Source organism: Mesorhizobium muleiense (assembly GCF_900099905.1).
Lineage (GTDB): Bacteria > Pseudomonadota > Alphaproteobacteria > Rhizobiales > Rhizobiaceae > Mesorhizobium > Mesorhizobium muleiense.
This window is the reverse complement of record NZ_FNEE01000046.1, coordinates 1-12,764: the sequence shown is the minus strand read 5'-3', so window position 1 is coordinate 12,764 and position 12,764 is coordinate 1. Positions and strand designations below refer to the sequence as shown.

Annotated in this window: 13 protein-coding genes; 4 read left to right on the top strand and 9 right to left on the bottom strand. The window is 63.0% G+C overall.

Features of this window, described 5'->3' with window-relative positions; translation table 11 throughout:
* Window positions 1-289: 289 nt before the first annotated feature.
* Window positions 290-784, bottom strand: a complete 495-nt coding sequence (locus BLT09_RS33160; RefSeq protein ID WP_236473791.1) for a DUF6647 family protein — start codon at window positions 782-784, stop codon at window positions 290-292.
* 123 nt (window positions 785-907) lie between these two features.
* Between BLT09_RS33160 and BLT09_RS33155 the strand changes: the two genes are divergently transcribed.
* The gene (locus BLT09_RS33155) at window positions 908-2,137 is read left to right on the top strand and encodes a winged helix-turn-helix domain-containing protein (protein ID WP_091600650.1); all 1,230 of its coding nucleotides are present in this window, start codon (window positions 908-910) and stop codon (window positions 2,135-2,137) included.
* A 6-nt stretch (window positions 2,138-2,143) separates the two neighbouring features.
* Here BLT09_RS33155 and BLT09_RS33150 read toward each other — a convergent pair whose 3' ends face one another.
* Window positions 2,144-3,187: a TRAP transporter substrate-binding protein gene (locus BLT09_RS33150; RefSeq protein WP_091600649.1), complete on the bottom strand. Its 1,044-nt coding sequence runs from the start codon at window positions 3,185-3,187 to the stop codon at window positions 2,144-2,146.
* Between the two features lie 484 nt (window positions 3,188-3,671).
* On the bottom strand, window positions 3,672-4,427 hold the full coding sequence (locus BLT09_RS33145; RefSeq protein ID WP_091600648.1) for an SDR family NAD(P)-dependent oxidoreductase: 756 nt from the start codon (window positions 4,425-4,427) through the stop codon (window positions 3,672-3,674).
* Between the two features lie 202 nt (window positions 4,428-4,629).
* Between BLT09_RS33145 and BLT09_RS33140 the strand changes: the two genes are divergently transcribed.
* Window positions 4,630-5,511, top strand: a complete 882-nt coding sequence (locus BLT09_RS33140; protein ID WP_023799005.1) for an AraC family transcriptional regulator — start codon at window positions 4,630-4,632, stop codon at window positions 5,509-5,511.
* Window positions 5,512-5,824: 313 nt separating this feature from the next.
* Here the strand turns inward: BLT09_RS33140 and BLT09_RS33135 are convergent, their stop codons facing one another.
* The 5 genes from BLT09_RS33135 to BLT09_RS35415 form a co-directional block, all read right to left on the bottom strand.
* Window positions 5,825-7,303, bottom strand: coding sequence for a protein adenylyltransferase SelO (locus BLT09_RS33135; protein ID WP_091600647.1), 1,479 nt, complete (start codon window positions 7,301-7,303; stop codon window positions 5,825-5,827).
* A 365-nt stretch (window positions 7,304-7,668) separates the two neighbouring features.
* Window positions 7,669-9,441, bottom strand: coding sequence for an adenylate/guanylate cyclase domain-containing protein (locus tag BLT09_RS33130; RefSeq protein WP_091600646.1), 1,773 nt, complete (start codon window positions 9,439-9,441; stop codon window positions 7,669-7,671).
* Between the two features lie 167 nt (window positions 9,442-9,608).
* Entirely contained in the window at window positions 9,609-9,758 is a 150-nt protein-coding gene (locus BLT09_RS33125; RefSeq protein WP_091600645.1) for a hypothetical protein, read from the bottom strand.
* A gap of 3 nt (window positions 9,759-9,761) precedes the next feature.
* A complete protein-coding gene (locus tag BLT09_RS33120; RefSeq protein ID WP_091600644.1) occupies window positions 9,762-10,091 on the bottom strand; it encodes a DUF2934 domain-containing protein in 330 nt (109 codons plus the stop codon).
* Window positions 10,092-10,215: 124 nt separating this feature from the next.
* The gene (locus tag BLT09_RS35415; protein ID WP_236473790.1) at window positions 10,216-10,557 is read right to left on the bottom strand and encodes a BA14K family protein; all 342 of its coding nucleotides are present in this window, start codon (window positions 10,555-10,557) and stop codon (window positions 10,216-10,218) included.
* Here BLT09_RS35415 and BLT09_RS35410 point away from each other — a divergent pair.
* Window positions 10,543-10,986, top strand: a complete 444-nt coding sequence (locus tag BLT09_RS35410; RefSeq protein WP_236473789.1) for a hypothetical protein — start codon at window positions 10,543-10,545, stop codon at window positions 10,984-10,986. The two genes, BLT09_RS35415 and BLT09_RS35410, sit on opposite strands and share 15 nt — an antisense overlap.
* 169 nt (window positions 10,987-11,155) lie before the next feature.
* Here the strand turns inward: BLT09_RS35410 and BLT09_RS33110 are convergent, their stop codons facing one another.
* Window positions 11,156-12,274 carry a KamA family radical SAM protein gene (locus tag BLT09_RS33110; protein WP_167366604.1) on the bottom strand — a complete coding sequence of 373 codons (1,119 nt, stop codon included), beginning with the start codon at window positions 12,272-12,274 and terminating at the stop codon, window positions 11,156-11,158.
* A 274-nt stretch (window positions 12,275-12,548) separates the two neighbouring features.
* Between BLT09_RS33110 and BLT09_RS33105 the strand changes: the two genes are divergently transcribed.
* A partial coding sequence (locus BLT09_RS33105) for a helix-turn-helix domain-containing protein (RefSeq protein WP_167366603.1) occupies window positions 12,549-12,764 on the top strand: 216 nt, incomplete at its 3' end.

The following is a 12,764-nucleotide window of genomic DNA, read 5'->3' as shown; positions in this document are numbered from 1 at the left end:
TCGCGGTTTTTCGGGCGGCCTTCGGTGCCTCTCCCGGAAAATACTTCCAAGACACGCCTCTGAAGCTGTGATTCACCGGATGCCCGGCGCGGCTTTCCGCGTAAGTCTGCCTTCTTGGCCTCGCTCTCCAGAACCTGCCAGTCTCCTTCCGGCCCCAAGCTGCTGGACCGGTATGCGCCTCATGTGACGCGGGGCCTTGCAGGCTAACATCCGCTTCCTCTTTTTTTGCCGCAGGCGGCCCGGCCACTTGCGTCCAAGGAAGGAGCTTTCGCTCTTCGTTTTCGTCGGCCTAATGAGTGCATACCGTGGCGACAAGCAGTGTCGCAGGGTCGATGTTAAAAGTGCTTTTCAGGTCCGTACCGAACAGCCGAAGCCAAGCCTCCTGGGCACGATAGGCGAGCGCCTCGCGCTCCCCTGGACAGGCGAAGCGCATCTCGGCGGCGGCCTGGAGGTGGTGAACCATCTCGTGCACCAGAACCGACAATTCGGCCGGGGTGCGGCCCGTCCAGCCTGCGGCAAGAAAGATGGTATTGACGTCTTCATCATAGACGGCAACGACCTCCGGCGACGAGATCGTTGCCCCGGCGCCGTAACGCATCGTGACGAGTTCGATCGCGGGCGCCGTGACAACGGCGGGAAGTTCCGCCAACGGCAGGTCGTAGTTCGCTGCCAGCCACATACCTATTGTCTGGAGGACAGGCGGCGTGTCCACCCGCTCGGCCGCGGTGGCCGCATTCATCGCGGCAAGCCATAGGACAGCGAGCACTAAAACTGATCTGCGCATGGGAGCTTCCTCGGGTGGTGAGCAAGCCGAGGCTGGGCCGGCCGGCGCAGAAGGTCATGAAAGCTCCCTGAAAGATTCCCGAAATCCTGCTATAATCTGGCCGTAGCACCCCCGGGATCCGGTATGGATTACCCACGCAGCATTCACTTCGGCGATTTCGTCCTGAACCGTAGGCGCGGCTGCCTTCAGGATGGTGCCGGCATGGAACGATTGCTGCGGCCGAAGTCATACCGGGTCCTTGAGGTGCTCGCGGAGCGGCGCGGACAGCTGGTCAGCAAGGACGATCTTGTTCAGGCGACTTGGCCGGACGTGTTCGTCTCCGATGACTCCCTTGCACAGTGCGTCAGCGATATTCGCAGAGCACTTGGTCCGGAAGGGACGAACCTGCTGCGAACAGTGCCGAGGCGAGGATATCTGCTCGTGGGCCAGGATTCAGATGCAGAGGGGTCGGCCCCGGCGGGCCGGAAGCACTGGATGGTGTGGGCGAGCGGGCTCAGTGCAGCTCTCATAGTTGCGATGACCATTCTCTGGTGGACACAACCGCGGGACGGCCTAGTCGCCCCCGATTTGGCAGATCAAGCCGTCGTGAAAGCGGACGCGCTGCTGGAGGCGCGGGACTGGCGGCGGCGCGGAGATAACGAACAGGCACGGGAACTTCTCGAGGCCGTGGTGGCCGAGGATGCCGGGCATGCAGGGGCTTGGTCAAGCCTCGGATTGACCTACTGGCTGGAAGTTCAGCACCTTGCGTGGGGAGGCGGTCGCCGCGAAATGGGGCGGGCGCTCGAGATGGTGGAGCGCGCAGTCGCGCTTGGCGGCGGTGCGCGGCCGCACCGGCTTCTCGCCGAAATGCGGCTCCTCTCCCCCTTTCCGGAGATGCGCTCGCCAGTCGACGCACTTGCGAATGCCCGAGCAGCGGTGACGATCGATCCTGAGGATGCCGACAACCTCGCTGTTCTTGCCCAAGCGCTGGCCCTGACAGGGCGTTCGGACGAGGCGGTCCTGACAATCCAGCAGGCCCTGCGCCTAAGTACGAAACCACCCGAATGGCACCGTCAAGTCGCTGGCCTGAGCTACCTGCTCGCGGGAGAGCCGGCGCGAGCTGCAGAGGAACTTGGCCCGCTCTATGGCGCCGGAACTTTCGCACACGCGCGGTGGTGGCCAGGATGGCTCTTCGCCGCGAGCCTTGCTCATGCCGGCCGGCTGGAAGAAGCGGCCAGGGTCGTCACGGCCGCGCTTGGGCACCGGCCCGAGCAGACCGTTGCGGGGGTGGCGCAATCTTTCGATGGCCTAGCCGACGAAAGCGGCCTCGCCATTCTGTTGGAGGGGCTCAGGTTGGCTGGTATGCCGGGCTGATCCCGGCTACTTGGCGTAGGCGCGCGCCTGCCAATCGCCATACCCGTCACGAAATTGCAGATAACTCTTCCAGGCTTCGGCGAGCAGCGGGTCCCGGGCGGTCTCCTCCGCGATGACCTCGTTCCACGCCTTTCTCAGATCAGAAAGCACTTCGTCAGGCCAGGCATGCAGCTCGACTCCCATGGTGCGAAAAGCCGCGATGGCCGCGACCTGTTCAACCGCTGCCTCGGCCGCGGTCCAGGACAGGGTATCGCCGCAGGCAGTCTCCAGAACTGCCTTGTGGTGATCTGAGAGAGCGGCCCAGGTCTTCTCCGGCATCAGAATTTCTAGGGAGGTTACCGGCTGCTGCCAGCCCGGGAAGTAGAGGTATTTAGCTACGTCGGCGATGCCGAGCTCGGCATCGATCGACGGCAGCGAAAATTCGGCCGCATCGATCAGCCCAGCTTCCAGCGCCGGCCGGATCTCCTCGGCTGGAAGTTCGTAGGGGACAACCCCAAGCTTCTGCAGCACCCGAGCGCCGTAACCGAAGCTGCGCATAGCCAGCCCCTCCAGATCGGCGGAATTCTCGACTGGCGCAAGGAACCAGCCTCCGCCTTCTGCGGGAAGAATACCGCAATAGAGGCCCTTCATTTCGTGGCGCGCGTATATCGCCTCCAGTGCCTCGGCCCCACCGCCCCCTCTCATCCAGGCGGTAAAGCCGGCCGGGTCAGGACCAAAGGGAAAGCCGGTAAAGATGGTCAGCGCAGGGTCCTCGCGGTGGTGATGGCCTGCCGAGCCCCAAACCGCGTCGACAAGGCCTGAGTTCAGGGCGCCGAAGGTGTCCTGGTCAAGCACCAGCCGGTCATGCACCTCGATGATGAAGCCGCCGTCCGACAGCCGCCGCACCGTTTCGGCGAAACGCTCGCCAGCTTCGCCGAAAAGTTTGGGGTGGAGCAGACTGTTCATGCGCCAGTGCACGACCCCTTCCTGGCTGGCGGCAGGGTTTGTCGCCAGCCAGAGGGCGAGTGTCAGCCCACCAAGAGGACGAAGAACCTGGGAGACAATCGGCATGGCTCCAACCTCGGCGCCGCGGCGGAGTGAAATCCCTCGCCGGTGGCGCTCGAACTTACCAGTTATCCACCGAGCAGTCTAAGCCGGAACAGGAATCCCGGACCTCTGGGCGGAAAACGCAATCACCTTCCATGCCACGGTTGACGGCAGCTCAGGGCAGGCCGTCGGCCCAGTTGGAGGCAAAGGTCCGGTAGCGATGATATCGACCGGCTGAATGTCCGCTCTTCAAGACTCGCAGCCCGAAGCTGCCGGTCTGCTCACGGCCCATAGCAGTCGGTCCGCAATGCGCCTCATGTCGGCCGTTGAGGTGATCTCTACTGTTGCCCAATAGCAGACGTTGCCGGAGACTATCCTGGAAATCGTGCTTGCGGACATTCCGGCCGTTCAGCTTCAGTCGACGGCCAAAGGAGGCTTTTCCCGACGGCGGAATGACAATGCGCGCGGCCATACGGCCGCGCGCTTCAGTTGTCGGGGGTCCGACTGATCAGATCGCCTGACCACCCGAAACCTCGATCCGCTGTGCCGTAACCCAACGGTTATCCTCGCCCAGAAGGCTTGCCACCATTGGCCCGATGTCATCGGGCAGCCCTACGCGGCCAAGCGCGGTCATCCCTGCGAACTGCGCGTTGACTTCGGCATTGTCGCGCACCAGCCCGCCACCGAAATCGGTCTCGATCGCTCCGGGCGCGACCGTGTTCACTGTGATCCCGCGTGCACCCAACTCTTTCGCCATATAGACGGTCAAGATTTCGACCGCCCCCTTGGCGGCCGCATAGGCCGAGAAGCCCGGATAGGACACGCGGGTCAGGCCCGAAGAAAAGTTCACGGTCCGCCCGCCATCTGCGATGAGCGGCAGAAGCGCCTGAACGAGGAAGAAGACGCCCTTCACATGGACGTCGAATAGACCGTCGAACTGCGCCTCGGTCGTATCGCCGATCATGGCGAATTCGCCGTGGCCGGCATTGTTGATCAGGTAATCGAAGCTGTCGCGGCCCCAGGTCTCTTTCAGCGCCGCGCGCAGGGTCTCGGCAAAGGCCGCGAAGCTGGCGACCACGCCGAGATCGAGCTGCAGAGCAACCGCCTTACGGCCCAGGGCTTCAATCTCGGCCACAACCTCGCGGGCCTGAGATGCGTTGCCGCGATAGGTGACGATAACGTCGCGGCCATGCCGCGCGATGCTGACAGCGATGTTGCGGCCGAGGCCGCGGTTGGCGCCGGTGACGAGTGCGATCTTGGTCATGCGGGAAGTCCTTTCATCCGAAGTGATGGGGACAACATGCGGCAAGAGCGTCTCCAGTTGTTGCCGATTCCTCGCGTAGTCTTGCCTGTTCCTGCAAATCTGGATCGGCCTTGCCATACAGGGTTTGCCAGAATGTTCGGATTTCTTGCCTGATCCTTCTTCAGGTCTTGCCTGAAGCGCCACCACCTTTAATCTTGCTCATATGAGCCGAACGCTTCTCGACCTTGTGCGCAGCTTTGCCGACACTCATGCCGACCGTTTCGGGGCAGCGTCGACGCCTATTCCCGGCCTGACCGCGATCCGCGCCACGGAGCCCGGCGAATTGCAGGTGGCTGTCAATCGGCCGCTGGTGGCCATGCTGTTACAAGGTGCCAAGCGGGTCACGATAGGGGCCGAGACATTGGAATTCGGTCCGGGCGAGTCGCTGCTGATCTCGGCCGATGTGCCCACGGTCAGCCAGATCACGCAGGCAACCCTCGGCACGCCCTACTATTCGCTGGCGCTGGAACTCGACCCCGTCCTTATGCGGGAACTCGCGGTCGAGATAGCGGCGGTCCCGGGCGATCCGCGCAAGCCTGTCCGAGTGGAGCCGACCGACGCAGATGTCGCCGATGTGGCGCGGCGTCTGATGCGGCTTCTGGACCGTCCCTTTGCCCTCCCGGTCCTGCAAGGGCCGTTGCTGCGCGAAATTCATTTCTGGCTTCTGGCGGGACAGCACGGATCGGCCCTCCGCAGCCTCGGCGGGGCCGATGGCCATGCACAACGCATCGCCCGTGCGGTCGCCATGATCCGCGAAAGCTATGCACGGCCGATCCGCATCGAGGAACTGGCCGAGGCCGCGGGGATGAGCACCTCGTCCTTCCACCAGCATTTCCGCCAGACCACCACGCTGTCTCCCTTGCAATTCCAGAAGCAGTTGCGCCTGATCGAGGCTCGGCGCCAGATGCTGGCCGATGGCACGAGCGTGAGTTCGGCGGCATATGCGGTGGGCTATGAGAGCGTGCCTCAGTTCACCCGCGAATATGGCCGTCTGTTCGGCAAACCACCGGCCCGCGACATACGGCGGGCACAGATGGCTGCGTAGTCTGACTCTGCTTCAGAAGAAAGCGAGCGTCCGCTGTGGGGTCACATCCAGACCACCCTTTGAGCGCTGCGTACGTCCGCTTCTGCACCTCGATGGCCGAAAACTGACAGTCCGCAGTCGGCCCCGCTGCCGACTAGTCCCCTTTCGCTTCCCTTCCGGCCAATGGTGCGCCGAAGGAGAAGCAGGATGGACATTTCCAGCACGATCCTGCGATGCCGGAGCGCAAAGCTTGGAATGCTAGCCGGAATGTCGCTCGCGCGATCGAGCGCTCTTTTTCGTCATCCAACGCATCTCTTCGCAACGAACCTCAGGTTCAGGTCCCACAAAAGGTCTTATAGACGCGGCCATCGCGCGGTGGTGGCTCGGCATAGCTCGCGAAGCCTGGCTGGACTTCGTATGGCTTGCCGAGCACGGTCAGAAGGTCCTCGAACGGTCCGAACTCCTGTTTCTCCACGGCGGCCTCGATGACCGCCTCAACGCGGTGGTTGCGCGGGATAACGGCCGGATTTACGCGCTGCATGGAAGCCCGGCGCACTGAACCTTCCTGCGGCTCTTGCCCGAGCCGTTTGCGCCAGCGCTCGGCCCAGTCGTCATATGGGGCAGGGTCTTCGAAGAGGCTGCGCACCGCGACGTCGCCTTCGGGTCCAATAGCGGCCTCGCTCAGGCGTCGGAAAGTCAGGGTGAAGTCCGCTTTGCCAGCGACCATCCGATCGAGAAGATCATGCGTCAGCGCAAGATCACCCTCCCGCTCCGACAAAAGTCCCAACTTGCGACGCAAGCCACTATTATACGCGTCGCTGAACCGTGCGGCGAAGGCAGAAAGCGCCTCTTGGGCCTGCTCCACGGACTTGTCCTGATCCCCAGCCAGGAGGGGCAGCAGACACTCCGCCAGCCGCGTCAGGTTCCACTGGGCGATCGCAGGCTGATTGGCATAAGCGTAGCGACCTAACTGGTCGATCGAGCTGAATACGGTGTTGGGATTGTAGATGTCCAGAAAAGCGCAGGGGCCATAGTCAATCGTCTCGCCGGCGATAGACATGTTGTCGGTGTTCATAACCCCGTGAATGAAGCCGACGAGGAGCCACTGCGCTACGAGGTTCGCTTGGCGCGCAATCACACTCTCCAGGAGTGCCAGGTAGGGGCGAGCAGCGCCCGCGGCATCCGGGTAGTGCCGGGCGATCGCGTGATCAGCGAGAGCCCTCACCGCATCCACGTCCCCGCGCGCCGCGAAGAATTCGAAGGTTCCGATCCGCATGTGGCTGGATGCGACCCGTGTCAGCACTGCGCCTGGCAGGTAGGTTTCTCGTATCACCTCATCACCCGTCATAACCGCAGCAAGCGCCCGAGTGGTCGGAATGCCAAGAGCCGCCATGGCCTCGCTGACAATGTACTCGCGCAGAACGGGGCCAAGCGCCGCCCGCCCGTCGCCGCCGCGGGAAAACGGTGTTCGGCCGGAGCCCTTTAGCTGGATATCCCGGCGCACTCCTTCCTGATCGACGATCTCGCCTAGCAGGATTGCCCTTCCGTCGCCGAGCTGCGGCACGAACTGACCGAACTGGTGTCCGGCATAGGCGGTAGCGATCGGCTCGGCACCTTCGGGAATCCGTTTGCCGGCAAGAATCTCAACACCCGCCTGCGTGGCGAGTTCTACCGGGTTGAGCCCGAGCTGGACGGCCAGCTCCTGGTTAAGCTTGAGGAGGTGCGGTGCGGAGACCGGGGTCGGGGAAACACGCGCATAAAACGAGCTCGGCAGCCGAGCATAGCTGTTGTCAAATGCAAAGCGTACCGTCATTCACACTCCTCAAACATCAACGGCAGTCGCGAGACGCTTCGTCGGTCGCAAAGATTGTTATCAATGAACAATAGTTCCATCAGACTGCCGGTCCGTATACTGATGTGGCGATGCTCGAACTTCATTTCCAGCTACGTGCCAGAAATGGATGTATCGGTGCCTTCGGGCGAGTAGCCTCTTCGAGCGGAACGGCTACGACGCCTCTCGCACCAGCGAACGTCTGGTCTTCGCGAATCGGTAGCCTTAAGCCGCCTGACTGCTGCCCGCCCCGCCCCAGGTCATCAGCGTGCCGCACAGCGGTCGTGCTGTTCCTTCGAAGCAGTGGCTGCAGGAGGTTCAATACCGGACCTCGCCCGGTCAGGTGCTCATACGAGGCCGGCTTTGCGAAGGCCATCCACGATCAGCTCGAAATCGTTGGGATCCTTATAGGGCAACACTTTGCGGCGATGTTCCAGAGAATATTGGGGGTTGACGCGAAACACTTCCTGCCACTCGCGACGGGCTTCTTCGAACCGACCCAGATGGCCGTAGCTCGCCGCCAGGAGCACGCGTGATACGTCGGTGGAAGGGTTCCGACTAAGTCGCCGCCTCAGGATCCCAATTGCCTCTTCGTACCTGCGCAACTGGAACATCGCTTGCGCCTGGAAGTGAAGGTACACGTCCGGATAATACGGGTTCAAGGCCATTGCCCTGTCGAAACACCGGAGTGCGTCCTCAGGCTTGCCGGAATAATGCAGTGCGTAACCGAGATTTTCGTGCCCCTCGGCAAGATTTGGCGCAAGAGCGATCAAGCGTTTGGCCGAGCAGATGGCCGCCTCATGCCGTCGCGAATACAATTCGACGATGCCCAGCGCCCAATGTGCGTAAGGATATCGATCGTCGAGCGCCACTGCCCGTGCCGCGAACATTTCCGCTTGTGCCATTGCGTTCGACCACGACGAGCTCCACTGGTTTGCATAGTCCAGTATGTTTGCGAACGCGAGGAACGCGTAGGCAGGAGCGAATTTCGGGTCGAATTCGACGGCGCGCTGCAACAGTTCCCGGCCCTTGATGTTTTCCGCTTTCGTGAACCGCCATAGCTGCTCTCGGCCATGAAGAAAGCAGTCATACGCGTCCAGGTTGCCGGTTTGCTCGGTCGCGAGCCGCTGCTGGTCGCCCTTTGCCAGGTTGAGCGCCAGCGCGTCGACAATTTGCTGCGTAACGTCGTCCTGTACTGCAAAGATATCGGTCAGGTCGCGATCGAAGCGCTCCGCCCACAGATGTCCGCCTGTGGTCGCGTCAATAAGCTGCGCGGTGATACGTACCTTGTTGCCGGATTTGCGGACGCTGCCCTCCAGCACGTAATGCACGCCGAGGTTCCGGCCGACCTCCTGAACGTTCACGTTCCTGCCCTTGAAAGTGAAGGACGAATTGCGAGCGATCACAAACAGCTGCGACAGCTTTGAGAGAGCTGTGATGATGTCTTCGGAGATTCCGTCGGCGAAATATTCCTGCTCGGCATCACCGCTCATGTTGGCGAAGGGCAGCACGGCGATCGATAACTGAGGCGGTGCCGCTGTCGAAAGCAGAGCTTCCGAAAGTTCGTGGGTCACAGGCGCCTTTGCGTGAGCCGCGGTGCCGACTCGGAGTGAATAAACCCGGATCGGTTCGGCAATATTCTTGAGCTGGGTGTCGCCGAGATCACTGACCGAAACGTCTAGTCTCGTCTTGACTTGCCGATAGGCGTCTTCGGACAGGCAGATGGTGCCCGGGGCAGCGACACCCTCCAGACGCGAGGCGATGTTGACGCCGTCGCCCATCAGGTCGCCGTCGCTTTCTTCGACCACGTCGCCCAAATGTATCCCAATCCGAAACTCGATGCGGCGATCCTCGGGCACGCCGGCGTTGCGCTCGACCATGCCATCCTGCACTTCTATGGCGCAGCGCACGGCATCTACCACACTGCGGAATTCAACCAACGCACCATCGCCTGTGCGCTTGACCATACGACCGTTGTAAACAGCGATGGTCGGGTCGATCAGGTCGCTTCGAAGTGCCCGCAACCGGGCCAAAGTACGATCTTCATCCGCGCTCGCCAGCCGGCTGTACCCGACCACATCAGCGGCAAGGATCGCGGCTAGCTTGCGGCTCTCGCTCACGGGCCAATCTCCTCGTATCCACAATAACACGAAGAGGCAGGGAAATATAAAAGTTCGCTGTCCCCATCAGAGCGGTATCCTGCACTCGCTAGAATTCTACACCCTACGCCGAAGTAAGGGGTCATCCGGCGCGGCTGCCTGGCAAGGGACGGCCATCAGCGCCCGCCTCAATGCCTCTTGAAATACTGCACCTCGCGTTCGTGCTTCTGCGCAGCCTCGCGGCTGTCAAACGTCCCGAGATTGCGGCGCTTGCCGGTCTTTTCGTCCTTCTTGCTCGAATGGAGGCGGTATTTTCCGTCTTTGAGTTTTCTGATCATCTATCACTCCCCGAGCCGCTGCTTCCCCTTGAGGCTGCGCGCGGCTTGTTCGATCGCCGCTCGGTCGTTGCCCAGCCTGTCGATCAGTTCCTGCGCCTGTTCGCCCGATATGCCGGTGCGCACAGCCAGGGCCTCCACCGTCAAGACGTCGGAGCTCGCGACCTCGCGGGTTTCCGGCAGGGCATCGCCTGCGGTCAGCGGCAGGGCTGCCTCCCTGTCGATCTCGGCCTCGGCCCGGTGCCAGTGCCGCTCGGGATCGCCATGAATCCCGCCTTCGCGTTCCCAGATCTGGTATGCGCGCTCACGAATCCTGTCTTCCCGGTCGTCGCCCATGTTGATTCCTCCTTTTGTATCGGATGAACGCCACGCCAACCCGAACGATCCAAGAAGTCTGCGTGATCGTTGGACGGGTTGCCCAGGCGCCATGCGCTGCGGCCGCCAGTCCGCCACCTGCCGGCTACTCGCACTGCCGGCGCGGGCCGCCGGAATAGGGCTGGTAGGTGTTGTCTTCCGGCCGATAGGAGCGGTAGCGGCTGAAGCAATATTCTACGTGGTCGGGCGGAAGCCAGGCGCCGCCGGTTTCATCCGACGCAACCTCGCCATCCATTGGCGACATGTCGGTCGCCTCGACATAGCTGGGGCCATCGTCGGCAGGCTGCGTGGCGCGGTCGGCCGCACCGGCATCGAGATAGGGCGAGATGCAGGGACGCTCCTCTCCGCTGTAGGATGTGTAGTGGTCGTCGCTTGGGCTGTAGGAGCGGTAGCGGCTTGCGCACCATTCCACATGGGCGGCGGGCATCGCCTGCTGCTCGTCGGTTGCCGGCGTTGTCGGCTTGATGGAGGCGGTAGCGGTGGTGTCGGGCGACGAAGATGCGGCATCGGCAGGTTTCGCGGCGCGATCAACTGGGGCCTCATCAACTGGGGCCTCATCAAATGGGGCCTGATCAAATGGGGCCTGATCAGCCGGGACCGCTGCAACCTCTGGGACCTCTGGGACCTCTGGGACCTCTGGTACCTCTGCGACCTCTGGGGCCGCGCGGGCGGGAAGGCGCTCAAGCTGCTGCGAAGCGGGGTTCACCTTCCGCGGCTCCCTCGGCCACAGTTCGGCAACGCTGGAAGTCGGAGCGACCGGCCGCACCGGTTCGGCGAAGAGAATCCAGAGGGCGAAGGCCAATCCGCTGGCGAAAACCGCCAGCGTCAGCACGAAGCCGCCAAGTACCGCCGATAAAGCTTTCACCTTGCGCTCCTTTGCCCCGTCATCTGTTAAAATGCGAGGCATTGGATCCGGTTCCAACCAAGCGCGGCAGCATGAACTTCCGTGCGCAAAGGAAGCCCCCCTCCGTCTCGGCTTCGCCGGGCCACCTCTGCCCGCTTCGCGGGGCGAGGAACCCAGCTTTCTAAGGATCGCCGACAAGCTCGGTATAGGTCCTCAGTTCGCCATCCTGCCCGCGAATCCGCCAGGTATCGCCGTCCCGCGCCTCGACATGGCACGGGCCGAGCGGCACTTTGCCGCCGCCGTCCGGCAGGTCCAGCACGTAGACCGGGTTGCAGATGCCCGACAGGCGCGCCCGCAAGGCGCTGACCAGCGCCCGTCCCTCGGCAATCGTGGTGCGCCGATGCGCCATGCCGCGCGCGAGGTCGCCGTGGTGCAGGTAATAGGGTTTTATGCCGAGGCGGTACATCAGCTCGCGGCACAACTCCTCCAGCACCTCGACCGTGTCGTTGACGCCTTTCAGCAGGACGCTCTGGTTGAGCAGCACGAAGCCGCCCTGCCGCAACGCTCGGCAGGCTTCTTCGGTGGTTGGCGTGATCTCCCGCGCGTGGTTGAAATGGGTGACGACTGTGACCATCAGCCGGCCCTGCAGCGAGCGAACCAGGCCTGACGTGACGCGCGAGGGCAGCGCTACGGGCACGCGCGTGTGGATGCGCAAGAGCCGCACATGAGCAACCGCCTCGATGCGGGCGCGGATTTCTGCCAGCGCCTTGTCCGGCAGCGACAGCGGATCGCCGCCGGTCAGGATCACCTCGCGGATTTCGGGGTGGGCCTCGATATAGGCGAAGGCCGGCTCCAGCGCCTCGCGCGAAAAACCGCGGCCGATCGAGGTCAGCGACTCCTTGCGAAAGCAGAACCGGCAATAGACCGCGCACTGGTAGGTCGCAAACAGCAGGACCCGGTCGGCATGGCGATGCGTCAATCGCGGCACCGGGCTGAAGGCATGGTCGGCGATCGGATCGTCGAGCTCGCCTTCCTGCTCAGCCAGCTCTTCGGGCGACGGGATGACCTGCGCCCGGATCGGATCGGCGGGGTCGCTCCAGTCGATCAGGTCGAGATAGGCTTTTGGGATGCGAACCTTGTGGCGCGTGGCCGCGGCTTGAGTCGCCGCGCGCTCGGCTGGCGAAAGCGGCAGGGAGTCGAGATCGCGCACCTGCCGCACGCCGGCGCGAACATCGCCCTGCCACGCGGCGTCGGGGTCGGCCACCATGCCGGTTTCGGGGGTGTCGAGGTGTGAGGTCATCGCAGGCTCCTTGAACTCGGGGCTGATACAGCATTGGAGCCGGGGTGCGAACCCTTGCCGGATGCACTCAGCGGCGAAGCTGCCAATCTCCCCCGCGAAGGCAGGGCTATTGCAGGTGGAAAGCCGAGGCTTTCGCTCTACGATGTACCCCCACCCCTAACCCCTCCCCACTGTTTGGACCGGAGACATCGCGAACAGGTGTGCGAAGACATCGCGAACAGTTTTGCGCATTGCGCGCGAGGGGTTCGGGATGCCATTCAAGGACAAAAGCGCGATGAAACAGAGGTTGGAGTTCGTGAGGCTCGCCTCCGCAGAGGGGGCGAATGTGAGCGCGTTGTGTCGGCGCTTCGGTATCGGACGGACGTGCGGCCACAAGCTGCTTTTGCGCTACCGGAGCGAGGGCGAGGCAGGACTGGCCGAGCAGTCGCGGCGGCCGCGATCGAGCCCGGCGCAGTGCGCGCCGGAGGTGGAAACGGCTGCACTTGCGGTG